Here is a 21,674-nt window from a genome sequence, read left to right on the forward strand (position 1 = left end):
CGCAGAACCGCCGCCCGATCCCGACCGCCCTCTCCGACCGCATCCCGGTCCGCGACCCGATTGCCCTGAGGTTTCCGTGCTCCAGAACGACACGCCGATCACGCCCGAGCTCATCGCCAGCCATGGCCTCAAGCCCGACGAATATCAGCGCATCCTTGACCTGATCGGCCGCGAGCCGACGTTGACCGAGCTCGGCATCTTCTCGGCGATGTGGAACGAGCACTGCTCCTACAAGTCGTCGAAGAAGTGGCTGCGCACCCTGCCGACGACCGGCCCGCGCGTCATCTGCGGCCCCGGCGAGAACGCCGGCGTTGTCGACATCGACGACGGCCAGGCGATCATCTTCAAGATGGAGAGCCACAACCACCCGTCCTTCATCGAGCCCTACCAGGGCGCGGCGACGGGCGTGGGCGGCATCCTGCGCGACGTCTTCACCATGGGCGCGCGGCCCGTCGCGGCGATGAACGCGCTGCGCTTCGGCTCGCCCGACCATCCGAAGACCCGCCATCTCGTCTCCGGCGTCGTCTCCGGCGTCGGCGGCTACGGCAATTCCTTCGGCGTGCCGACGGTGGGCGGCGAGGTGAACTTCCACCCGCGCTACAACGGCAACATCCTCGTCAACGCCTTCGCCGCCGGCCTCGCCGACGCGGACAAGATCTTCTACTCGAAGGCGGAAGGCGTCGGCCTCCCTGTCGTCTATCTCGGCTCGAAGACCGGCCGCGACGGCGTCGGTGGCGCCACCATGGCGTCTGCCGAATTCGACGAGTCGATCGAGGAGAAGCGCCCGACCGTGCAGGTCGGCGACCCCTTCGGCGAGAAGCTGCTGCTGGAAGCCTGCCTCGAGTTGATGAAGACCGGCGCCGTCATCGCGATCCAGGACATGGGCGCCGCCGGCCTCACCTGCTCGGCCGTCGAGATGGGCGCAAAGGGCGACCTCGGCATCGAGCTCGACCTCGACAAGGTGCCCTGCCGCGAAGCCAATATGACGGCCTACGAGATGATGCTCTCGGAGAGCCAGGAGCGCATGCTGATGGTGCTGCGCCCCGAGCAGGAGGAAGAGGCCGAGGCCATCTTCCGCAAATGGGGGCTCGACTTCGCCATCGTCGGCTGGACCACGGACGATCTGCGCTTCCGCATCCGCCACCAGGGCGCCGTCGTCGCTGATCTGCCGATCAAGGATCTCGGCGACCAGGCGCCGGAATATGACCGTCCCTTCGTCCGCCGCCCGGTCCCGGCCGCGCTCGCCGCCGCCGACGTCGCCGAGCCGAACGACTATGCCGAGGTGCTGCTGAAGATCGTCTCCTCGCCCGACATGGCCTCGCGCCGCTGGGTCTGGGAGCAGTATGACCATCTGATCCAGGGTAACACCGCGCAGAAGCCCGGCGGCGACGCCGCCGTGATCCGCGTCGAAGGCCACGACAAGAAGGGTCTCGCCTTCTCGCTCGACGTGACGCCGCGCTATTGCGAGGCCGATCCCTTCGAGGGCGGCAAGCAGGCGATCGCCGAATGCTGGCGCAACCTGACGGCCGTCGGCGCCGAGCCGTTGGCCGCCACCGACAACCTCAATTTCGGCAATCCCGAGAAGCCGGAGATCATGGGCCAGTTCGTCGGCGCCATCGAAGGCATCGGCGCCGCCTGCCGCGCGCTCGATTTCCCGATCGTCTCCGGCAACGTGTCGCTCTACAACGAGACCAACGGCGTCGGCATCCTGCCGACCCCCGCGATCGGCGGCGTCGGCCTGATGCCGGATATCGACGCGATGGCGACGATCGCCTTCAAGAACGAAGGCGACGTCATCGTCCAGATCGGCCGCGACGGCACGCATCTCGGCCAGTCGATCTATCTGCGCGAGATCCTCGGCCGCGAGGAAGGCACGCCGCCGACCGTCGACCTCGCCGAGGAGCGCCGCGTCGGCGACCTGGTGCGTGGCCTGATCCGTGGCCGCCTGGTCACCGCCTGCCACGACCTCTCCGACGGCGGCCTGCTCACCGCGCTCGCCGAGATGGCGATGGCCCGCGGACTCGGCGCCACGGTCGCGATCCCGGAAGCGGTCGCGACCCGGCATGGCTTCCTGTTCGGCGAGGACCAGGCGCGCTATGTCGTCACCGTCTCGCCGTCCGTGCTCGACGCGGTCACCGCGGCGGCGGCCGAGGCTGGCGTCGAAGCCCGGGTTCTCGGCACGGTCGGTGGCGAGATGTTGGATGTCTCGGGGATCACCACCATATCTGTTGCAAAGCTGAAGCAGGGCCACGACAATTGGTTTCCTGACTTCATGGCCGTTAGCGACTGATTTGCGAACGGTCGGTTTGGTGGCTGAGGGGATTTTCCATGCCTATGGACGCACGCGACATTGAGGCTCTGATCAAGGAGGCTCTGCCGGACGCGACGGTAACCATCCGCGATCTCGCGGGCGACGGGGACCATTATGCTGCCGAAGTTGTGTCGGAATCCTTCCGCGGCAAGAACCGCGTCCAGCAGCACCAGATGATTTACGCGGCGCTCAAGGGCAATATGGGCGGCACCCTCCATGCCCTCGCCCTGCAGACGAGCGCCCCCGACTGAGTTCGGCCGTGGCCGAGAAAAGGAAGTTTGAGATGAGCGATATCCAGGCCTTCATTCAGAACGAGGTCTCTTCGAACGACGTTGTGCTCTTCCTGAAGGGCACGCCGGCCTTCCCGCAGTGCGGGTTCTCCGGCCAGGTCGTCCAGATCCTCGATTTCCTCGGCGTCGACTACAAGGGCATCAATGTCCTCGCCGACGCGGAAATCCGCCAGGGCATCAAGGACTTTTCCAACTGGCCGACGATTCCGCAGCTCTACGTCAAGGGCGAGTTCGTCGGCGGCTGCGACATCGTCCGCGAGATGTTCCAGTCGAACGAGCTGCAGCCGTTCCTGGTCGAGAAGGGCATCGCGGTCGCGCAGTCGGCCTGATCGCTCCATCTGCCAAGAATCCGAACCGCGCGCGGTCCTGCGCGCGGTTTTTTTATGCGCGCTCCGATGTCTCCTACGGCTCGTAGCCGTTGCCGTCCGTTCAATCCCGGGACCGGCACCTATTCGGCAGCGCCGCGCGCCGCCCCTTTTACGCCCGCCGCAGGTTAACCATTGTTAAGAAATCGGAAACTTGGTTTCCCGCCGCCGAGGCCTACGCTCTAGGGACCGACGGGGAGCTCATTGCGCGATCGAAGGCGAACCATCGCAGGGAGATCGAATGATGGCCAGCTTCAGAAGCCTCCTTCACCTCGGCATCCTGGCTGCAATCCTCGGCGCCGGATCCATCGCCACGGCCACCCTCTCCGAGGCCCGTCACGGCATCGAAAGCAGTGGCAGCAGCGGCCATTCTCAAGGCATGTCCCATGGCTCGGGCATGGGCATGGCTATGGGCATGGGCAACGATGCCGGCGGCCACAACAGCGGCGGCGACATGCACGGCATGCACCCGGGTCACGGACACATCCTGAACCCATTTGATCCGAGAGCCCCGCTCCTCCGCAACAATATGGGCGGCGGCAGCGGGTCGAGCTATTCCGGCAGCTACGCGACCTATGGCGAGAGCTATGGTTGCGCCTATCCGTACCAGCTCGCCTATCGCGGCCGGAACGGCATGCCGGTCTGCACGATGCAATAGCCAGGCCGGCATCGTGGCGGCCCGGCGGCGCATGCGCCGGACCGCTATTGCCTGCCGACCAGCCCGGCGAAATCGAACAGGTCGCGGTCCAGCAGATGCGAAGGATTGGTCCGACCGAGCGCCTTAAGCATCGTCTCCTTGCGGCCGGGCGCCTGCTTCTCCCAGTCGGCCAGCATCTGCTTGATGACGTTGCGCTGCAGCCCCTCCTGCGATCCGCAGAGATCGCAGGGGATGATCGGAAACTGCATGGCCGACGCGAAGCGGGCGATATCGTCTTCCGCCGAATAGGCGAGCGGCCTCAGCACCAGTGTCTCGCCGTCCTCGTTCAGGAGCTTGGGCGGCATGGTGGCGAGTTTGCCGCCATGGAAGAGGTTCAGGAAGAACGTCTCGAGGATATCCTCGCGATGGTGGCCGAGCACGACCGCCCGGCACCCTTCCTCCCGCGCGACGCGGTATAGATGGCCGCGCCGGAGCCGCGAGCAGAGCGCGCAATAGGTCTTGCCGGCCGGGATCTTCGAGGTGACGATCGAATAGGTGTCCTGCCGCTCGATCCGGTGCGGCACGCCGAGTTCGGTCAGATAGTTCGGCAGCACGTCGGCGGGAAAGCCGGGCTGGGCCTGGTCGAGGTTGCAGGCGAGCAGGTCGACCGGCAGCATGCCGCGCCATTTCAGGTCGAGCAGCAGCGCCAGCAGCGTGTAGCTGTCCTTGCCGCCCGAGAGGCAGACCAGCCAGCGATCGCCCGGCCGCACCATGGCGAAATCGTCGAGCGCCTGCCGGACCTGACGGATCAGGCGCTTGCGCAGCTTGCCGAACTCAACGCTGTCCGGCCCCTTGCGGAACATCGGATGACAGGCGTCGGCGGCCAGATCCGCCTCGTCCAGCTCGGCCTCGCGCGCGATCACATCGGACATCGGAAACTCCTCGAATTCGGCACCCTTGTGCCCGGATGCGCGCATCGGCGCAACGAGGAATGACGGCGACACCCAACCACATCGTTAAACCGAATGGTTGACCATGGCTGTCACTGGCGTTATTAAACCGTATGGTTCAGCAGGACTCCGCCAGACTCGATCGCCTGTTCCACGCCCTGTCCGATCCGACGCGGCGCGCCATGCTGCGACAGCTTGCCGACGAGGAACGGAAGATCGGCGATCTCGCCAGGCCCTTCGCCATGTCGTTTGCCGCCGCCTCCAAGCATGTGCGCGTGCTGGAAAGCGCGGGGCTGGTCAGCCGCCGCGTCGAGGGCCGCGCGCATATCTGCCGCATCGAGGCGGCCCCCCTGGCGGAGGCGGAGGCCTGGCTCAGCTTCTACGCCCATTTCTGGAGCCGCCGCCTCGACACGCTCGAGGCCCTGCTTCAGGCGGAGCCACACCTGCCGCCGCCAGCAACGGAGTAAACACGTCATGAGCGACTACGGCACGATCATCGCGCCTGGCACGATCCGGTTCGAGCGGCTCCTGCCCGGCCCGATCGAGCGGGTTTGGAGCTTCCTCGTCGATTCCGACAAGCGCGGGCAATGGCTTGCGAGCGGCGCCATGGAGCCGCGCGCGGATGCCCGTTTCGAGCTCACGTTCCATCATGCCAGCCTGTCGCCCAACGTCGTCCCCACGCCGGAACGCTTCAAGTCGTTCGAGAACGGCGCCACCAGCCGGCACCGTGTCACCCGGGCCGAGCCGCCGCGCCTCCTGAGCTTCACCTGGAGCGCGGATGCGGAGGCTCCTTCCGAGGTGACGTTCGAACTGGAGCCGGTGGGCGACAAGGTGCGGCTGATCCTCACGCACCGGCGCCTGCCGAGCGGTGAAATGGTCAATACCGCGGGCGGCTGGCACACCCATCTCGCCATCCTCACGGACAAGCTTTCTGGCCGGACACCACCGTCGTTCTGGACCCTGTTCGAGGGCATAGAGGCGGAATATGGCCGGCGCCTCGGGGCACCGTGAGCCGTGACTATCGGCGGCGGGTCAGGTTGACGATCAGCACGCCGCCGATCGCCATGGCGCCGCCGGCGAGGCTGAGCAGCGTCGGCACCTCGCCGAGCCACAGCCAGCCGATCAGCGTCGCGGTCGGGGCGATGCAGTAGAGGAAGTTGGCGGCGCGCGCCGCCGGGAAGCGCTTCAACGCGATCGCCCAGGTCAGGTAGCCGATGACGGTCGGCAGGATTACGAGATAGGCGATCGAGAGCACGACGGAGAGCGGCGCGGCCTTGAGCGCCACAGCGGTGGCCGGCAGCGCCGGCAGCAGCGGCAGCGCGCCGAGCAGCAGCACCCAGGCGGTGACGACCAGCGCCGGCATGCGGCCGAGCAACGGCTTCTGCAGGATGGTCGAGATCGAGGTGCAGAGCGCCGCGCCGAGGATCAGCACGGCGCCGAAGTTCAGCCCGAAGCCGTCGCTGTTGGCATAGGCGATCAGCCCGACGCCCAGGAACGATACCAGCGTCCCGATCCAGCCATAGACGCCGAAGCGCTCGCCGAGCAGCGGCACGGCGATCAGCGCGACGATGATCGGATTGATCTGGATGATGAAGGAGGCGGGACCGGCGGCGATCGTCTGCTCGCCGGTATTGAGCAATACGGCATAGGCCGAGATGAAGAGCACGCCGATGACGACGAGCCGCGCAAAATCCCGACCCGATGGCAGAGGCGGCCGCGCGATGGCGAGGAAGAGACCGGCCGGCACCGCCGCCGAGAGATAGCGCGCCGCCGCGAGTTCGACCGGCGTCAGCGCCGTCAGGCCGACGCGGATCGCGGCGAAGGCCGACGCCCAGCCGATGATCGTGGTCGCGATGGCGGCCAGTCCGATCAGATCGGTTGCGCTCTTCCGTTCGGTCACAGCCTCGGTCATGCGATCCCCGCCTTCGCCAGCCCCTCCCTGATACGCCGATCACCGGCGGTTTCGAAGAGCAGAAATGCCGCCGGCCGGCGCAAAAAAGAAAAGGCCGCCCGAAGGCGGCCTTTCCGGAAGTCGATGGATCGACTGATCAGCGCGAGTAGAACTCGACGACCAGGTTCGGCTCCATGTGGACCGGATACGGCACGTCGGCGAGAGCCGGAACGCGCTGGAACTTGGCGGTCATCTTGTGATGATCGACTTCGATGTAGTCCGGAACGTCGCGCTCGGCGAGCTGGGTCGCCTCGAGGACGATCGTCAGCTGACGCGAGGCTTCCTTGACCTCGATCACATCGCCGACCTTCGCCTGGAAGGACGGAATGTTGACGCGGCGGCCGTTGACCTTGATGTGGCCGTGCGAAATGAACTGGCGCGCGGCGAAAACGGTCGGGACGAACTTGGCGCGGTAGACGATCGCGTCCAGACGGCACTCGAGGAGGCCGATCAGGTTCTCGGACGAATCGCCCTTGCGACGGGTCGCATCGGCATAGATCTTCCGGAACTGCTTCTCGGAGATGTTGCCGTAGTAGCCCTTGAGCTTCTGCTTGGCGCGGAGCTGGGTGCCGTAGTCGGAAACCTTGCCCTTGCGGCGCTGGCCGTGCTGGCCGGGGCCGTATTCGCGCTTGTTGACCGGAGACTTGGGACGACCCCAGAGGTTTTCGCCAAGACGGCGGTCAATCTTGTGTTTGGACGAAGCACGCTTCGACATCGCATATCCCTTGGATACGAGTTACAGGGACACGTGCCCTCCTCTGCCGGCTTGGGACCGGCCGACAGGAAGCCCTGGGGCCTCCGCGGGTGCGTGAAATACCGCGCCGGCCCAAACGGACCGGCTCGATGGGCCGGGGTGTAGAGGAGAAGGCCGGTCGAGTCAATTCAAGACGCCGCGCCCGGCGCCTCAGGCCACCGACATCAGCAGCCCGCCCTCGACCCGGAGCGCCGCGCCGTTCGTCGCCGCGCCGAGCGGGCTGGCGACATAGGCGACCAGCGCCGCGATCTCCTTCGGATCGATCATCCGCTGCAGCAGCGACGAGGAGCGGCAGAGCCGGAAGAACTCCTTCTCCAGCTCCGCCTCGCTGCCCGCATGGCCCGGAAACACCGAGCGCAGGAAATCGCCGATGCCGGCCGAGCGGGTCGGTCCCGGCATCAACGAGTTGACCGTCACCGCCGTGCCCTTGGTGAGCTCGGCGAGCCCGCGCGCGATCGAAAGCTGCGCGGTCTTGGTCATGCCGTAGTGGATCATGTCCGGCGGCACCTGCAGCGAGGATTCGCTGGAGATGAAGATGATACGCCCCCAGTTCCGCTCGATCATGCCGGGGAAATAGTGCCGCGCCAGGCGCACGCCGCTCAGCACGTTGACGTCGAAGAAGCGCAGCCAATCGGCGTCGCTGATCTCGACGAACGGCTTCGCTTCATAGATGCCGAGATTGTTGACGAGGATGTCGACACTCGGCTGCTCGCGGATCAGGATCGCCGCGCCCTCGGCCGTCGCGGGATCGGCGGCGATGCCGCGCGCCGCGCCGATCTCGCGCACCACCGCGTCGACCTTGTCGGCCGAGCGCCCGACCACCGTCACGGCGGCGCCCTCTTCCGCCAGCGTGCGGGCGATCGCCAGCCCGATGCCGCCCGTCGATCCGGTGACGAGCGCTGTCTTGCTCGAGAGTTCGAGGTCCATTCCGGTCTCCTGATCCTGCCGACATGCCGTGGCGGCAGAGTAGGAGAGTCCGGTGCGGCAGGCACGCCGGAATTCAGGCGCGGCGAATGTCCGCTTCCCAGTCGGTCAGCATCTGCATGATCTCGATCGAATCGGATGGCCGCGGCGACGGGCGTTCGGCCTGCCTGCGGCCGGCGGCCAGGCTGCGCTCGACCATCCGGACCTGATGGACGAAGGCATCCGCATCGCTTTCGACGACGATCTCCTCGCCCTTCCCGTCGAAGCCGGTGAACAGCAGCCGGCTCGAACCCGCCTCGGGGAGCCAGGGATTGTCGAGGAAACCCAGGCTGCCCTTGTCGCCGACGACGGTGAAATCCGGAAACATGCCGTAGGTCTCGGCCGTCTGGACGGTCGCGAGGATGCCGCAGCCGAAGCGGACGGCGAGCGCCGCCTCGGCGACGTTGCCGTCATGGGCCGAGATCACTCCCGTGCCGGTCTGGGCGCGATCCGCGAAGGCGCCCTCTCCCGCCACCGTCTGGACGGCGAGCTGAAGCAGCGACACCGGATAGCAGCCGAGATTGTAGAGCGTGCCCCGCCCCTCGGGATTGACCACCTGCCAGATGTCGGCGGCGTAGTTCGCATGGATCGATTTGACCGTGCCCAAACGCCCGTCGCGCAGGATCTCGGTGAAGCGCGCGATCAGCGGATGGGCGAGATACATCAGCCCTTCGACAAAGAAGATGTCGTGCGTCGCTACGGCCTCGACCAGCGCCCGGCTCTTCTCCATGTCGACAGACAGCGACTTCTCGCTCAGCACCGCCTTGCCGGCCTTCGCTGCGGCGGCGACCGCCTCGTGATGGACATGGTTGGGTAGCCCGACATAGACGATATCGACGGCCGGATCGGCCAGCAGGGCGGCAGCATCGACATGGGCGCGCTCACCGTCGAAGCGGGCGCGGAATTCCTCGGTACGCGTCACATCACGCCCGGCAACGCCGGCGATGCGCGATCCCGGGCTCTTCTGGATCGCCGCCGCGACCGTGTCGGAGATGAACCCCGTCCCCCAGATACCCCAACCGATCATCGCCCACTCCCCGTTCTGCCTGCGCGCTTCTACCGCCGAGGCCTGCCGGGAGCCAGAGGCATGGCGTATATTGTATCAGTCCATACAAAAATGTGCGGGACGGGCTTCCCCTTTCCGGATCGGCCTCCCACATTGCCTGCACACGGCCCAGACACCCGCCTTACCGGATTGCCCCGCCCATGCCCCTTACCGTCCCGCTCTCCGTCCTCGACCTCGCCCCGGTTCGCCAGGATGGAACCGTCGCCGACGCGCTCGCCCGCTCGCTCGATCTCGCGCGCCACGTCGAGAAGCTCGGCTACAATCGATTCTGGGTCGCGGAGCACCACAACATGCCAGGCATCGCCAGCTCGGCGACCTCGGTGCTGATCGGCTATATCGCCGGCGGCACCTCCACCATCCGCGTCGGCTCCGGCGGCATCATGCTGCCGAACCATGCGCCCCTCGTCATCGCCGAGCAGTTCGGCACGCTGGAGGCGCTCTATCCCGGCCGCATCGATCTCGGTCTCGGCCGCGCGCCCGGCACCGACCCGATGACGATGCGGGCGCTCCGCCGCGACTTGACCGACGACGACAACGACTTTCCGCGCAACGTGCAGGAACTGCAGGCCCTTCTCGCGCCGGCGACGGAGGGGCAGAAGGTGCGCGCGGTGCCGGGTGCAGGCTCCAACGTGCCCGTCTGGCTGCTCGGCTCGTCGACCTTCAGCGCCCAGCTCGCGGGACTGCTCGGCCTGCCCTTCGCCTTCGCCAGCCATTTCGCGCCGCTCCGCCTGATGGAGGCGCTCGAAACCTACCGGCACTTCTTCCAGGCCTCCGAGCATCTGGAGAAGCCCTACGCCATGGTCGGCGTTCCGGTGATCGCGGCGCCGACCGACGACGAGGCGCACTATCAGGCGACGACGCAGTACCAGCGCCTGATCAACCTCGTCCGCGGCCGGCCGACAACGCTGATGCCGCCGGTCGACAACATGGACGGGCTGTGGGAAGCGCGCGAGGAGGCCTATGTGCGCTCGCATCTCGGCGTCGCGGTGATCGGCGGGCCGGACACGGTGCGCGAGGGGCTGGCGGCGCTCGTCGCGCGCACCGGCGCCGACGAGCTGATCATCACGACGGATTTCTACGATCATGCCGATCGCTTGCGCTCCTTTGAAATCGTGAAGGAAGCGACAAGCGGGCCTTGATGCTGTATCAATCTCGGCAGTTCGTATCGAGACCAACTTCAAGCATTCGCTGTGCCGTCATCGCAGGTTACCATTGTCGTACCGGTCTTCAACGAAGCGGCCGGCCTTCCGAACTTCGCTCAGCAGCTCCGCGCGGCGATCGACTCCATTCGCGGAATCACCTGGACCATCCTGTTCGTCGATGACGGTTCCGGCGACGAGACCCGCGCGGCGATCCGCGCGCTCAACGCCGCCGACGGGCGGTTCCAGGGCCTGGCGCTGTCGCGCAATTTCGGCAAGGAAACGGCGATCGCCGCCGGCCTGCGCCATGCCAAGGGCGACGCCGTCATCCTGATGGATGGCGATCTCGAACATCCGCCAGAGGTCATCGCCTCCTTCGTCGAGAACTGGCGCGCCGGCTACAAGATCGTCTTCGGCAAGCGGATCGACAAGGAAACGCAATCGCCGCTGCGCCGCTTCTATTCGAAAGCCTTCCACGGGCTGTTCAGCGCCATCGCCCGCCCGCGCATTCCCGCCGGCGCGGTCGATTTCCTGCTGATGGACCGCCAAGCCGTCGACGCGATGAACCAGCTCGGCGAGCGCACGCGCTTCAGCAAGGGGCTCTATGCCTGGATCGGCTTCCGCTCGACGACGGTGCCCTTCGTCGTCGGCGACCGCAGCGCGGGCCAGTCGAGCTGGCGCTTCCGCTCGCTCGCCCGCTTCGCCGTGGACGGCATCGTCTCGTTCTCGTCCGTGCCGCTCAAGGTCTGGTCCTATCTCGGCCTGGTGATCTCGGCCTTCGCCATCCTCTACGCCGCCGCCTTCATGATCCGCACGCTGATCTTCGGCGCCGACGTGCCGGGCTTTCCCACCCTGGTCGTCTCGATCATGGTGTTTTCGGGCGTGCAGCTGATCTCGCTCGGCGTGCTCGGCGAATATGTCGCCCGCATCTATGACGAGGTGAAGGGGCGGCCGCTCTTCCTCGTCGAGGAGACGATCGGCGGCGCCCCCGAACAGCAGACCGAGCCCCGCGTGCGGCGCATCGCATGATGACGGCCGGCCGCGTCCTTCTCTGCGCGGACGACTATGCGCTGTCGCCCGGCGTCTCGCGCGGCATCGCCGAGCTGATCGAGGCCGGCCGGCTCTCGGCGACCGGCGCGATGACCACCGAACCGGGCTGGCTCCAGGCGCGCGAAGCCGTCGCCGGCCTGCGCCGCCAGGCCGCCATCGGCCTGCATCTGAACCTGACGACCGGCGCCCCGCTCGGCGCCATGCCGCGCACCCTGCCCCTGGGCCGGTTCGACGGCATCGGCGCCATGATGCGGCGGACGCGGGACGGCTCGGCCGATGCGGGCGAAATCACCTCCGAGATCGACCGGCAGCTCGACCGCTTCGAGGCGATCGCCGGCGCGCCGCCCGATTTCGTCGACGGCCATCACCACGTCCATGTCCTGCCGCTCGTCCGCCCGGCCCTGCTCGCCGCGCTGGCCCGCCGCTATCGGCACGCGCCGCCGCTGGTGCGCGATCCCGGCGACAACCCGCTCCGCATCCTCGCGCGGCGGCGTTCGTTGGTGAAGGCGCTCGGCGTCGCCTGGCTGGCGCGCGGCCTCGCCGCCGAGGCCCGCCGCCTCGGCCTGCCGACCAATGACGGCTTCTCCGGCTTCTCCCGCTTTGACCGGGCCGTGCCCTTTGATCGGGAAATGACCGACTTCCTGCGCGCACCGGGTCCACGCCAGCTGGTCATGTGCCATCCAGGCTATCCCGACGAGATCCTGCGCCCGCTCGATCCGCTGTTCGAACGGCGCCGCGACGAGCTGGATGCGCTGAAGGCGTTTCCGGCCGAGCGGATCCTGCGCCTCGAGCGCGACGGCTCCGGCCGGATCCGGTGGCCGGCATGACGGCGGCGACGCTGGCCGGCAAGCTCCGCCACGTCGCCGCCTTCGGCGTCGCGGGCCTGAGCGCCTTCGCCGTCGACGCGGCGATCCTGAGCCTGCTCGTGCAGCTCGGCGCGGATCCCTATCTCGCGCGGCTTGTCGCCATCGCCTGCGCCATGGTCGTGGGCTGGCTGGCCAACCGCACCTGGACCTTCCGGGCCCCAGGGCCGCCGCGCCTCGGCGAGTTCCTGCGCTATGCCTCGGTCGCCTCGCTCTCCGTCGCGGTGAACTACGCCGTCTATGCGGCGGTGCTCGCGGCGTGGTCCGGCGCGACGCCGCTGCGGGCGCTCGTCGCCGGCACGGCGGTGGCGACGCTCCTCTCCTATCTCGGCTACCGCCTCTTCGCCTTCGGCGGCGTCAGGCCGGCAGCGTCCGCTCCACCGGCGGCGTCCAGCAACGCCACGCCAGGAACGGAATGAAGGCGAGGCAGAGCAGCGGCTTGAGCCAGAGCGTCGTGTACGGATAGGTCGCGATCGCGACGACGAAGGCGACCGACAGGCCGACCATGAACCAGCTCTCCGCGGCGCGGCGCTCGCGATGCCAGAGCACCGCCGCGTAGATCGCGACGACGCAGCCGAACATCACATAGGTGTTCGATTCCGTGCGCGGGTTGAACAGCATCAGATAGACGACGGCGATGGCGAGGATGTGGAACGGCGCGTCGCGCCCCGTCCGACGCAGCGCCACGAAGGCGAGGCCGAGCGACAGCAGCGCGAAGACGAGCCGGATCCCGGTCAGGACCCGATCGGAAAGCGAGATGCCGAGCGCGTTCAGGAGACCGGTCAAATCCGCCCAGCGCCCGTCGCCGGGATCGCCGGCGGCCAGGATCTTGGCGATCCCGAGCCGATAGAGATCGACCACGCCGGCGGGATCGGGATTGACGAAGGGGAGCAGCAGGAAGCCGATCGTCACGACGACCAGGCGCCAGCCGAGCTTCGGATAGAGCACGCCGACGAGCAGCATCAACACCAGCGCCAGGGGCTTGATCGCGAAGGCGAGGCCGAGGAACAGCGCCGAGCGCCACCAGCGCTCTTCAACGATCGCCACCGAACCGAGCATCAGCAGCGCCATCAGCAGCACCGTCGCCTGGCCGTTGCGGAACGCGCTGAAGCCGCTCGGCTCGAGCAGCAGCAGGCACGCGCCCAGCACGAGCCACTTGCGGCGCCCCGCCACGGCGGGAAGCAGCAGGCCAACGCTCCACCAGATCGCATAGGCGAGCAGCCCGACCGACACCACCCGCCAGAGGGCATCGCCGAGCGACGCCCCGAGCAGGGCGAAGGGGGTATAGAGGACGGCGAAGCTCGGCAGGTAGAGGAAGCCGGCGATGCCCCCGCCGAAGATGTCCTCGCCCCGCCACCAGCCAAGCGCGCCCAGGCGATAGACCGGCACGACGCTGCGGCGCTCGGGATCGACCAGCACCAGCGCCACGACGACGAGGTTGAACAGCAGGAAGATGCCGAGTCCCGCCCAGCCAGCGACCGGCAGCAGCCGGTCGAGCGGCCGCTCCGCGACGGCGAACCCCGCCCTTCCGGCGGAGCTGTCGATCGTCATGAGAAATCGCCTTCCAGGCCCATGCCCGCGAGAACGGGAGCCAGTTGCCGTGGCCATGCGTGGCCCGAGGTCAGAAAGGCCCGTCCGGGCCGCATCGGCACGCCGTCCGCCTCGCGCGCCAGCTTGAGCACCGACAGCACGCGCCGGGCGATCGCCTCGGCCGGATCGATCCACTCCACGGGCCACGGCGCGACGCGCTCGAGCCGGTCGATCAGGAACGGATAATGCGTGCAGGCGAGCACGATCGTGTCGGTGCGCCGGCCGTCGACCTCGATGAAGGCCGGTTCGATCTCGGTGCGGATCGCCGCGTCGGCGACGCTCTCGCCGCGCATCACCGCCTCCGCCAGCGGCGCCAGCTCGGACGAGCCGACGAGGCGGATATGGCAGCCATTGGCGAAGCTGCGGATCAGTTCCCGCGTATAGTCGCGCTTCATCGTACCGGGCGTCGCCAGCACGCCGACGACGCCGCTTTTCGAGCGTTCGGCCGCCGGCTTGATCGCCGGCACGGTGCCGATGAACGGGATGGCGTGTCGGGCGCGCAGCGGCGGCAACACCAGCGTCGACGCCGTGTTGCAGGCGATCACCACCGCGTCGGGACGATGGCGTTCGATCAATTGCCCCATCAGCGCGACGATGTGGTCGGAAAGCGGTCCCGCCTCCCAGTCGCCATAGGGAAAGGCGGCATCGTCCGCGACATAGGCGATCTCGGCGGACGGCAATTGCCGCCGGATCTCGCGCAGCACCGAGAGGCCGCCGATACCCGAATCGAAGACCAGCAGCCTGGCGCTCAATCGTCCGCCTCGCGGCTGGTGGTCTCGGTGCCGTCGGCCCGCTTGCGCGGGCGGGTCGGCCGGTTCTCCAGCGCCGCGATGACGCCGCGCAGCGTGCGGATGTCGGCCTCGGTGAACTGCGCCCGCTGCAGCATGGCGCGCAGGGTCTGCACCACGACCGGGCGCTTCTCGACCGGCCGGAAGAAGGTGACCTGGTCGAGCGCGCCTTCCAGATGCTCGAACAGGCCGAGCAGCTCCTGCTTGGTGGCCGGCCGGCTGTCGTTCGGCATGGCGAAGCGCAGGCCCGCTTCCTCGGTCTCGAGCCCGCTCCGGCGCCACTCATAGGCGACGATCAGCACGGCCTGGGCGATGTTGAGCGAGGCGAACTGCGGATCGATCGGCAGCGTCACGATCTCGTCGGCGAGCGAGATTTCCTCGTTGGTGAGGCCGATCCGCTCGCGTCCGAACAGCACGCCGGTCTTCACGCCGGCCGTCATGTGGCCGCGCATGATGCCGGCGGCCGAGGCCGGGCCGCGCACCGGCTTTGCCAATTCGCGCGACCGCGCCGTGGTGGCGACCAGATAACCGAGATCGGCGACCGCCGCCTCGACCGTATCGAACAGGCGGATGCGATCGAAGACATGGTCGGCGCGGCTGGCGGCGCGACGAGCGCTTTCGTTCGGCCAGCCGTCGCGCGGGTTGACGATGCGGAGGTCGCGCAGGCCGAAATTGGCCATCGCGCGGGCGGCCGTGCCGATATTCTCGCCCAGCTGGGGTTCGACGAGAATGACGGCGGGGCCATCGACGAGAAGTTCAGGGGAAGACATGTCGCTCATGGGGCGGTGGGAGAAAGGGATGTCCTAGCTGATTGCGCGTGGTCGCGCTATATTTGCGGCTTGGAAAGCGACACACGGATGAGTCGCTAGTGCCACGGTATTCACGACCCAAGGGGGGTAGACGCCATGCCGGCAGACACAGCAGCCAACAAGAGCTTTTCTGCGGCGGTCCGCGACAAATGGGGCTGGTTCCTGTTTCTCGGCATCGTCTTCCTGATCGGCGGCGTCTTCGCGATCGGCATGCCGCTGGTCTCCAGCGTCGCCGTCACGATCTTCCTCGCGGTGGTGCTCGTCATCGCCGGCGTGTTCCAGATCTTCCAGGCCTTCAGCGTCAAGGGCTGGGGCGGCTTCCTCTGGCAGCTGGTCGTCGGCATCGTCGTGCTGATCGGCGGCATCGCCATCTACATGTCGCCCGTCTTCGGCAGCTTCGCGCTGACGCTCATCATCGCCTCGGTGTTCCTCGCCAAGGGCATCTTCCAGGTCGCGCTGTCCTTCCGCATCAAGCCGCTCGACGGCTGGGGCTGGATCCTGGCGGCGGGCATCATCGCCTTCCTGGCCGGCTTCTTCATCCTGATGCAGTATCCGACCTCCGGCCTCTGGGTACCCGGCACGCTCGCCGGCATCTCGCTGATCTTCACCGGCTGGAGCTACATCGCGCTCTCCCTGGCGGCCAAACGCAGCCTGGCATGAACGAGAGGGAGTGGCGGTTGCGCTACGGGGTGAGCGGCGACGCGATGTTGCCGCTTGTCTCGATCATCGTGATCAACTGGAACTATGTCGACTATCTTCAGGCTGCGCTCGATTCCGCAATCGCGCAGGATTATCCGGCGATCGAGATCATCGCTCTCGACAATGCCTCAACCGACGGCAGCGCCGAGCTCATGGAAGCCTTCGTCGCCCAACATCCAGCGGTCCGCTTAGTCCGGCTTCCTGAAAACCTGGGCCAGCTCGGCGCAGCGCATCACATCTTTGGACATCATGATGTCGCCGGAGCGTTCGTCTGCTTTCTAGACACAGACGACCTGCTCTTCCCGCATTTCGTCAGCCATCATGTTCGGGCCCATCTCCTTGTAAGCCAGAACGCGGGAATCTCGACGAGCGATGCATTCCAGCTTGACAGCCAGGGCAGCGTCATCGCGGGCAGCCTGCCTCACTGGCGAAAAGACCTGATCGAACCGCCTGCTCATTGGCAGCAGATCGAAGTCGAGGTTGAGGGCAGCTTGCCCGGAAAGATTTCGGCAACCTCGATATCGAGCAAGGAGTCCAGATGGTTTTGGTATCCAGGAACGGCCAACCTATTCAGATCGACGATACTGCACGATTTTTTCGCCCTGCTGAACGCGCCGATACCTCAGAAATACTGCATCGACGCTTCTGCAGCGCCCTTCAGCCACAAGAGATTGGGCACCCTTCTGCTTGAGGCTCCGCTGTCGGCCTACCGCTCCCATGGGCGGAACACCAGTTCAGCTACGCCACGTCTGCAGCATTTTCGAGCGCACCGGCAAACCTTCATCGCCAGCGATAAAGAGCAGGCAATATGGTTCAAACTCCAGCGGAGTGCGTCAGGGCTCACGGCCAACCAGACATAGCAAGCCAATCTCGGGGCTTGATGCAAGCGGCCGGGGGGGCCATCACGTTGAATATTCAGAACAGGGCGGGCGCCAGAAACGAGTTCACGCTCGGCGGAATCCCTGCCTCACGTCTGGCCGTGCCCGGCCAGATGCAACTGCCACTCGTTTCATTCATCGTCAGAAACTGGAACTACGGCGACTTCATCGGCAACGCCATCGCTTCGATCAAGGCGCAAGACTACCCGCGTTTCGAAGTCATTGTCGTGGACAACGCCTCGACAGACAACAGCCGCGACATCATCCAGCAGCAAATCGAAGAGGACCCTCGCTTTAGGGTTGTTCATTCCGACGTTAATCTGGGTCCGCTCGGTGGCGCGCTTCTCGGCCTGGAAAGCGCCAAGGGCGAATTCGTCACCTTCGTGGATTCGGATGATACGCTGCTTGCGAACTTCGCCTCCCTGCACATACAGGCCCATCTGGCAGCCTCCCGGAATATAGCCTTCACATCCTGCTCGACGATCGAAACCGGTCCCGATGGTGCTGTTGTCAATGGACGTCGACAGCGCTCTGGTATCAAGGAAACCGCCCCACGTCACGGTCTGCGCGCGGCCGACATCGTTCCCCGGCTTGGAACTGTCGATGATGAGGCCTACGAGCTGTTGTCGCAAAACACAATGATGCTCGGCCCGGCGACCACGGGTTGGCTTTGGTCACCCGGTACCGCCAACATGTATCGCCGCTTCATGCTCGACTTACTGGCACCACTGGCCGATCCGATCGATCTTCTAAAGCTGTCCGGAGACGGTCACTACAATCGGCTGTGCCATCTGATTGGCGGTTCGGCGATCATCGACCTGCCGCTTTCCACCTATCGGATCCACGGTGGAAATTTCTACGTCTCGACGCCCAGCCTAGCGAGCTGGCAGCTGGATGGCGGTCCCGCCCTTCAATTTGGAGCCCTGAGATCACGAGAAATGATCCGAGTCCTGGTTGCCAATACGCAGGACTTCGCTTGGCGGATCGGCGAGAAGCGCTTCTGGGACTCGCTGTTCATATTGGTGGACTTGGGACAGAAGCGACAAGGCGGAACCACGGAAGAGTTTGCCACTTTCATCGGCGAACAGATCGGAATCCTCGCCCAGACCTTTGGGGAGAAGCACACGCTGCACCAGCTGGCAAATCACCTGCCCAGGGACACGTTGAACGAGATCCTCAGGCAGCGCTACGGTGGCAGCATTCCATACCGTGTTCGATGGTTCCTTCATCCCCTTCACCTTCACCGTCTCAAGGAGCGCGTGAAGCGCCTAGCCCGGAAATTGCGTATCGCGCGCGACTAAAAAAAGCGGTCTCCAAATGCCGCTGGGATGTTCGATGGGGCGTTGGGCCACGCCCCGCCCTTCCCGCCTTTGCGCGTCCTGAGTGCGATGCTATAGGGAAGCCCGCACCATCCTCGGCGCCCTGGCGCTGGCGGCTTCTTCCGCCGGCAGGCAGCGCCGTCAAACCCGGAAGCGAGGCAATCCTCCATGGCGAAGATCAAGGTAGCCAATCCCGTCGTTGAGCTCGACGGCGACGAGATGACCCGGATCATCTGGCAGAACATCAAGGACAAGCTGATCCATCCCTACCTCGATCTCGACCTGCAGTACTTCGACCTGGGGATCGAGCATCGCGACGCCACCAACGACCAGGTGACGATCGACGCGGCCGAGGCGATCAAGCGCGTCGGCGTCGGCGTCAAGTGCGCCACGATCACGCCGGACGAGGCGCGCGTGAAGGAGTTCAACCTCAAGGAGATGTGGAAGTCGCCGAACGGCACGATCCGCAACATCCTCGGCGGCGTGATCTTCCGCGAGCCGATCATCTGCAAGAACGTGCCGCGCCTGGTTCCGGGCTGGACGCAGCCGATCATCGTCGGCCGTCATGCCTTCGGCGACCAGTACAAGGCGACCGACTTCCTCGTCCCCGGCAAGGGCCGCATGACGATCAAGTTCGAGGGCGAGGACGGCACCGTCATCGAGAAGGAAGTCTTCAAGTTCCCGGGCGCCGGCGTCGCCATGGCGATGTACAACCTCGACGAATCGATCCGCGAGTTCGCCCGCGCCTCGATGAACTACGGCCTCAACCGCAAGTATCCGGTCTACCTGTCGACCAAGAACACGATCCTCAAGGCCTATGACGGCCGCTTCAAGGACCTGTTCCAGGAAGTGTTCGACAACGAGTTCGCCGACAAGTTCAAGGCCGCCGGCATCACCTACGAGCACCGCCTGATCGACGACATGGTCGCGTCGGCGCTGAAGTGGTCGGGTGGTTATGTCTGGGCGTGCAAGAACTATGACGGCGACGTCCAGTCCGACACGGTCGCCCAGGGCTTCGGCTCGCTCGGCCTGATGACCTCCGTGCTGATGACGCCGGACGGCAAGACCGTCGAGGCGGAAGCCGCCCACGGCACCGTGACGCGTCACTACCGCGAGCACCAGAAGGGCAAGGAGACGTCGACCAACTCGATCGCCTCGATCTTCGCCTGGACCCGTGGCCTCGCCCACCGCGCCAAGCTCGACAACAACGAAGAGCTCGCCAAGTTCGCGCTGACGCTCGAGAAGGTCTGCGTCGATACCGTCGAGGCCGGCGACATGACCAAGGACCTCGCGCTGCTCGTCGGTCCTGACCAGAAGTGGCTCTCGACCACCGGCTTCCTCGACAAGGTCAGCGAGAACCTGACCAAGGCGATGGCATAACCAAGCCGTCCGGGAGCCCCGCTCCCTGTTGCCTTCGGACAAGGGCGGTTCGCCGCCCTTGTCCCCTCGCCTTCACTGCGCCCCACCGGGCCGCATATGAGCAGGACGCCCGCATGAACGTCGTCATCCGTCCGCTCGCCCCCGCAGACCACGCGGCGTGGCTCTCCCTGTGGCAGGGCTATCTCGACTTCTATGAGAGAGCGCTCGCTCCCGAAATCACCGATCTCACCTGGACGCGGCTCCACGATCCCGCCGAGCCGATGTTCGCCCTCGGCGCCGAGCGCGACGGACGCCTGGTCGGCTTCGCCCACGCGATCCTGCACCGCTCGACCTGGCTGGCCGGACACTCCTGCTATCTGGAAGACCTGTTCGTCAGCCCCGGCGATCGTGGCGGCGGCATTGGCGGCGCGCTGATCGAGGCCGTCGCGCAGCAGGCGCGCGATCGCGGCTGCGACCGGCTGCACTGGCTCACGCACACCGACAACGCCACGGCGCGGCGCCTCTATGACAAGCTCGCGGCCCATCTCGGTTTCGTCAGCTACCGGCGCAGCCTTCTCGATCCGTGAGTCGATAGCGGCTCCGTCGGCTACATCCGCGCCAGCACCACGATCGGCCGTCCGCGGCCGTCGCTCAGGATCAGCTTCTGGCGTGGGCCGTCGATGCGCCAGCTGCGCACGTCCTTGAGCGCATCCAGGAACTTGCGCTCCTGGTTCATGGCCGCCGGCGTGCAGGCCATCATCGTGCTGACGATCTGGCCGAAGCGGATGCTGTCGCCGCGGATCTTCGCGCTGCCGCCTATGGTGTTGCAGCCGCCGGAGCCGCTGACGCCCCCATCCCGCCGGATCACCAGCTCCGTCTGCAGATAGTCCATCACGCCGCCGCCGCGGATATCCTCGGCGAGCCAGCGCCCGACCGGCCCGCGCGAGGGCCGCTCCATGCCCTGCCCGGCGACGCGCTGAAGCGGAATGTCGATCCGGTCGGGTCCGCCGATCTCGACCGCATGCCGGCTCGTCGAGGTGAACCAGAGCTTGCCGCCGGCGGAGATCGTGGCGCGCAGCGCATAGCTGTGGCGCGGCCTCAGCTTGTCGTCATCGAAGCGCAGGCGAAAGGCGATCGGCACCTGGCCGCGCGGCCGGAACGTGGTCTGCGCGATCACCCGGGAAGGAGCGTCGGCGAGCGACACGTCCAGGAGTTGCACCTCGACCCGCGCGTCGGGCGGCAGGGCGATGCGTTCGCGATAGAGGATCGATCCGTGCAGGGTGCGCGTCGCGGCGCTGGCCGGCATCGCGACCAGGCCCGCGAGCAGCGCCAACAGCACCGCCAGCGCCAGCGCGACCGCACAATGTCCACAGCGTGCAAAATCCATTTTGCGAGGGATCATCACCCGACACTCCAAGGAAACGCTCATATGCTGCATCGCAATAAATATATGATGCAGGCCCACAACATTACTGCCAGACCGTATCATATTGACCGAGTAGAAAACATTGCATAGCCTTCCAATCAAGCTAGAGACAACTAGCTTCAGCGGGAGAAAAAACTGTCCTTGATGAACGCGTGACATGCTCCGTCGCATTCGCGACGATCGGAGGTTGTTGCTGACAGGGAAACGCCATGACGTCTGAGTGCGGCCAACACGGCTGACATCTCGGCCAGCGCCCTGTCCAGGTGAATAGATCGGGTGACGGTTCGCCGATCTCTTCCGGAATAACCCCTTCCGCAACCTTGCCAACGATGCCGCACCTCGGGGAGGAGCCTGCGGGTGCGCATCAAGGATCACCATCACATCGCGAGGCGCGCCGGAATGCCAGCCAGGCATCCGGCCCCGGCGGCTCTGCGAGCGCGCCGGACCGGCGATGGATCACCACAGCG

Annotated in this window: 24 protein-coding genes; 15 read left to right on the plus strand and 9 right to left on the minus strand. The window is 66.3% G+C overall.

Annotated features, from left to right (window positions below):
* Positions 1-76: 76 nt before the first annotated feature.
* The 4 genes from purL (at position 77) to G539_RS0115950 (ending at position 3,624) form a co-directional block, all read left to right on the plus strand.
* Positions 77-2,290 (plus strand): phosphoribosylformylglycinamidine synthase subunit PurL, encoded by a 2,214-nt coding sequence (gene purL / locus G539_RS0115935; protein WP_029076081.1) that lies wholly within the window; start codon positions 77-79, stop codon positions 2,288-2,290.
* 38 nt (positions 2,291-2,328) lie between these two features.
* Complete coding sequence (locus tag G539_RS0115940) at positions 2,329-2,562, plus strand: BolA family protein (protein WP_029076082.1); 234 nt, start codon at positions 2,329-2,331, stop codon at positions 2,560-2,562.
* 32 nt (positions 2,563-2,594) lie between these two features.
* Complete coding sequence (gene grxD, locus G539_RS0115945) at positions 2,595-2,930, plus strand: Grx4 family monothiol glutaredoxin (RefSeq protein ID WP_029076083.1); 336 nt, start codon at positions 2,595-2,597, stop codon at positions 2,928-2,930.
* Between the two features lie 277 nt (positions 2,931-3,207).
* The gene (locus G539_RS0115950) at positions 3,208-3,624 is read left to right on the plus strand and encodes a hypothetical protein (protein WP_029076084.1); all 417 of its coding nucleotides are present in this window, start codon (positions 3,208-3,210) and stop codon (positions 3,622-3,624) included.
* A 44-nt stretch (positions 3,625-3,668) separates the two neighbouring features.
* On the opposite strand, the gene ttcA is transcribed toward G539_RS0115950, so the two are convergent.
* The gene (gene ttcA, locus G539_RS0115955; protein WP_425402359.1) at positions 3,669-4,535 is read right to left on the minus strand and encodes a tRNA 2-thiocytidine(32) synthetase TtcA; all 867 of its coding nucleotides are present in this window, start codon (positions 4,533-4,535) and stop codon (positions 3,669-3,671) included.
* A gap of 131 nt (positions 4,536-4,666) precedes the next feature.
* Here ttcA and G539_RS0115960 point away from each other — a divergent pair, with 131 nt between their 5' ends.
* Complete coding sequence (locus tag G539_RS0115960) at positions 4,667-5,020, plus strand: ArsR/SmtB family transcription factor (protein WP_029076086.1); 354 nt, start codon at positions 4,667-4,669, stop codon at positions 5,018-5,020.
* A 7-nt stretch (positions 5,021-5,027) separates the two neighbouring features.
* Entirely contained in the window at positions 5,028-5,564 is a 537-nt protein-coding gene (locus G539_RS0115965; protein WP_029076087.1) for an SRPBCC family protein, read from the plus strand.
* A gap of 7 nt (positions 5,565-5,571) precedes the next feature.
* Here the strand turns inward: G539_RS0115965 and G539_RS0115970 are convergent, their stop codons facing one another.
* The 4 genes from G539_RS0115970 to G539_RS0115985 form a co-directional block, all read right to left on the minus strand.
* Positions 5,572-6,465, minus strand: coding sequence for a DMT family transporter (locus G539_RS0115970; protein WP_029076088.1), 894 nt, complete (start codon positions 6,463-6,465; stop codon positions 5,572-5,574).
* Positions 6,466-6,601: 136 nt separating this feature from the next.
* A complete protein-coding gene (gene rpsD / locus G539_RS0115975) occupies positions 6,602-7,219 on the minus strand; it encodes a 30S ribosomal protein S4 (protein WP_029076089.1) in 618 nt (205 codons plus the stop codon).
* A gap of 189 nt (positions 7,220-7,408) precedes the next feature.
* On the minus strand, positions 7,409-8,185 hold the full coding sequence (locus tag G539_RS0115980) for an SDR family NAD(P)-dependent oxidoreductase (protein ID WP_029076090.1): 777 nt from the start codon (positions 8,183-8,185) through the stop codon (positions 7,409-7,411).
* Positions 8,186-8,258: 73 nt separating this feature from the next.
* Positions 8,259-9,248: a Gfo/Idh/MocA family protein gene (locus tag G539_RS0115985; RefSeq protein ID WP_051231506.1), complete on the minus strand. Its 990-nt coding sequence runs from the start codon at positions 9,246-9,248 to the stop codon at positions 8,259-8,261.
* Between the two features lie 179 nt (positions 9,249-9,427).
* Between G539_RS0115985 and G539_RS0115990 the strand changes: the two genes are divergently transcribed.
* Genes G539_RS0115990 through G539_RS25100 form a run of 4 tightly spaced genes read left to right on the plus strand, consistent with a single transcriptional unit; the run spans position 9,428 to position 12,758 of the window.
* Positions 9,428-10,426 carry an LLM class flavin-dependent oxidoreductase gene (locus tag G539_RS0115990; RefSeq protein ID WP_035831473.1) on the plus strand — a complete coding sequence of 333 codons (999 nt, stop codon included), beginning with the start codon at positions 9,428-9,430 and terminating at the stop codon, positions 10,424-10,426.
* A 51-nt stretch (positions 10,427-10,477) separates the two neighbouring features.
* The gene (locus G539_RS25090; RefSeq protein WP_035831475.1) at positions 10,478-11,455 is read left to right on the plus strand and encodes a glycosyltransferase family 2 protein; all 978 of its coding nucleotides are present in this window, start codon (positions 10,478-10,480) and stop codon (positions 11,453-11,455) included.
* Positions 11,452-12,303: a ChbG/HpnK family deacetylase gene (locus G539_RS25095; RefSeq protein ID WP_035831477.1), complete on the plus strand. Its 852-nt coding sequence runs from the start codon at positions 11,452-11,454 to the stop codon at positions 12,301-12,303. Before G539_RS25090 ends, G539_RS25095 begins: the two co-directional genes overlap by 4 nt.
* A complete protein-coding gene (locus tag G539_RS25100) occupies positions 12,300-12,758 on the plus strand; it encodes a GtrA family protein (RefSeq protein ID WP_156911999.1) in 459 nt (152 codons plus the stop codon). The genes G539_RS25095 and G539_RS25100 overlap by 4 nt, the downstream gene beginning before the upstream one ends.
* On the opposite strand, the gene G539_RS0116010 is transcribed toward G539_RS25100, so the two are convergent.
* Genes G539_RS0116010 through G539_RS0116020 form a run of 3 tightly spaced genes read right to left on the minus strand, consistent with a single transcriptional unit; the run spans position 12,697 to position 15,487 of the window.
* The gene (locus G539_RS0116010) at positions 12,697-13,890 is read right to left on the minus strand and encodes a glycosyltransferase family 87 protein (protein ID WP_029076093.1); all 1,194 of its coding nucleotides are present in this window, start codon (positions 13,888-13,890) and stop codon (positions 12,697-12,699) included. The two genes, G539_RS25100 and G539_RS0116010, sit on opposite strands and share 62 nt — an antisense overlap.
* The gene (murI, locus tag G539_RS25105; protein ID WP_035831479.1) at positions 13,887-14,681 is read right to left on the minus strand and encodes a glutamate racemase; all 795 of its coding nucleotides are present in this window, start codon (positions 14,679-14,681) and stop codon (positions 13,887-13,889) included. Before murI ends, G539_RS0116010 begins: the two co-directional genes overlap by 4 nt.
* Complete coding sequence (locus tag G539_RS0116020) at positions 14,678-15,487, minus strand: RNA methyltransferase (protein ID WP_084640114.1); 810 nt, start codon at positions 15,485-15,487, stop codon at positions 14,678-14,680. The genes murI and G539_RS0116020 overlap by 4 nt, the downstream gene beginning before the upstream one ends.
* A 135-nt stretch (positions 15,488-15,622) precedes the next feature.
* Between G539_RS0116020 and G539_RS0116025 the strand changes: the two genes are divergently transcribed.
* The 5 genes from G539_RS0116025 to G539_RS0116045 all read left to right on the plus strand — a co-directional run bounded on the left by G539_RS0116025 (position 15,623) and on the right by G539_RS0116045 (position 20,368).
* Positions 15,623-16,186, plus strand: a complete 564-nt coding sequence (locus tag G539_RS0116025; RefSeq protein WP_029076095.1) for an HdeD family acid-resistance protein — start codon at positions 15,623-15,625, stop codon at positions 16,184-16,186.
* Positions 16,183-17,085, plus strand: a complete 903-nt coding sequence (locus G539_RS26325; protein WP_029076096.1) for a glycosyltransferase family 2 protein — start codon at positions 16,183-16,185, stop codon at positions 17,083-17,085. The genes G539_RS0116025 and G539_RS26325 overlap by 4 nt, the downstream gene beginning before the upstream one ends.
* Before the next feature lie 47 nt (positions 17,086-17,132).
* Entirely contained in the window at positions 17,133-18,404 is a 1,272-nt protein-coding gene (locus G539_RS0116035) for a glycosyltransferase family 2 protein (RefSeq protein ID WP_169516657.1), read from the plus strand.
* A 186-nt stretch (positions 18,405-18,590) separates the two neighbouring features.
* Positions 18,591-19,802, plus strand: coding sequence for an NADP-dependent isocitrate dehydrogenase (locus tag G539_RS0116040; RefSeq protein WP_029076098.1), 1,212 nt, complete (start codon positions 18,591-18,593; stop codon positions 19,800-19,802).
* Between the two features lie 113 nt (positions 19,803-19,915).
* Positions 19,916-20,368 (plus strand): GNAT family N-acetyltransferase, encoded by a 453-nt coding sequence (locus G539_RS0116045; RefSeq protein WP_029076099.1) that lies wholly within the window; start codon positions 19,916-19,918, stop codon positions 20,366-20,368.
* A gap of 20 nt (positions 20,369-20,388) precedes the next feature.
* Here G539_RS0116045 and G539_RS27120 read toward each other — a convergent pair whose 3' ends face one another.
* Positions 20,389-21,366 (minus strand): YbaY family lipoprotein, encoded by a 978-nt coding sequence (locus tag G539_RS27120; RefSeq protein WP_169516658.1) that lies wholly within the window; start codon positions 21,364-21,366, stop codon positions 20,389-20,391.
* Positions 21,367-21,674 lie beyond the last annotated feature (308 nt).

Source organism: Kaistia adipata DSM 17808 (genome assembly GCF_000423225.1).
GTDB classification, from domain to species: domain Bacteria; phylum Pseudomonadota; class Alphaproteobacteria; order Rhizobiales; family Kaistiaceae; genus Kaistia; species Kaistia adipata.

Bases quoted from the DNA above. Each gene is read 5' to 3' on its own strand.
- G539_RS0115940 (WP_029076082.1), top strand. From the start codon at position 2,329: ATGCCTATGGACGCACGCGACATTGAGGCTCTGATCAAGGAGGCTCTG.
- grxD (WP_029076083.1), top strand. From the start codon at position 2,595: ATGAGCGATATCCAGGCCTTCATTCAGAACGAGGTCTCTTCGAACGAC.
- G539_RS0115950 (WP_029076084.1), top strand. From the start codon at position 3,208: ATGATGGCCAGCTTCAGAAGCCTCCTTCACCTCGGCATCCTGGCTGCA.
- ttcA (WP_425402359.1), bottom strand. From the start codon at position 4,535: ATGTCCGATGTGATCGCGCGCGAGGCCGAGCTGGACGAGGCGGATCTG.
- G539_RS0115960 (WP_029076086.1), top strand. From the start codon at position 4,667: ATGGTTCAGCAGGACTCCGCCAGACTCGATCGCCTGTTCCACGCCCTG.
- G539_RS0115965 (WP_029076087.1), top strand. From the start codon at position 5,028: ATGAGCGACTACGGCACGATCATCGCGCCTGGCACGATCCGGTTCGAG.
- G539_RS0115970 (WP_029076088.1), bottom strand. From the start codon at position 6,465: ATGACCGAGGCTGTGACCGAACGGAAGAGCGCAACCGATCTGATCGGA.
- rpsD (WP_029076089.1), bottom strand. From the start codon at position 7,219: ATGTCGAAGCGTGCTTCGTCCAAACACAAGATTGACCGCCGTCTTGGC.
- G539_RS0115980 (WP_029076090.1), bottom strand. From the start codon at position 8,185: ATGGACCTCGAACTCTCGAGCAAGACAGCGCTCGTCACCGGATCGACG.
- G539_RS0115985 (WP_051231506.1), bottom strand. From the start codon at position 9,248: ATGATCGGTTGGGGTATCTGGGGGACGGGGTTCATCTCCGACACGGTC.
- G539_RS0115990 (WP_035831473.1), top strand. From the start codon at position 9,428: ATGCCCCTTACCGTCCCGCTCTCCGTCCTCGACCTCGCCCCGGTTCGC.
- G539_RS25095 (WP_035831477.1), top strand. From the start codon at position 11,452: ATGATGACGGCCGGCCGCGTCCTTCTCTGCGCGGACGACTATGCGCTG.
- G539_RS25100 (WP_156911999.1), top strand. From the start codon at position 12,300: ATGACGGCGGCGACGCTGGCCGGCAAGCTCCGCCACGTCGCCGCCTTC.
- G539_RS0116010 (WP_029076093.1), bottom strand. From the start codon at position 13,890: ATGACGATCGACAGCTCCGCCGGAAGGGCGGGGTTCGCCGTCGCGGAG.
- G539_RS0116020 (WP_084640114.1), bottom strand. From the start codon at position 15,487: ATGTCTTCCCCTGAACTTCTCGTCGATGGCCCCGCCGTCATTCTCGTC.
- G539_RS0116025 (WP_029076095.1), top strand. From the start codon at position 15,623: ATGCCGGCAGACACAGCAGCCAACAAGAGCTTTTCTGCGGCGGTCCGC.
- G539_RS26325 (WP_029076096.1), top strand. From the start codon at position 16,183: ATGAACGAGAGGGAGTGGCGGTTGCGCTACGGGGTGAGCGGCGACGCG.
- G539_RS0116040 (WP_029076098.1), top strand. From the start codon at position 18,591: ATGGCGAAGATCAAGGTAGCCAATCCCGTCGTTGAGCTCGACGGCGAC.
- G539_RS0116045 (WP_029076099.1), top strand. From the start codon at position 19,916: ATGAACGTCGTCATCCGTCCGCTCGCCCCCGCAGACCACGCGGCGTGG.
- G539_RS27120 (WP_169516658.1), bottom strand. From the start codon at position 21,366: ATGTCACGCGTTCATCAAGGACAGTTTTTTCTCCCGCTGAAGCTAGTT.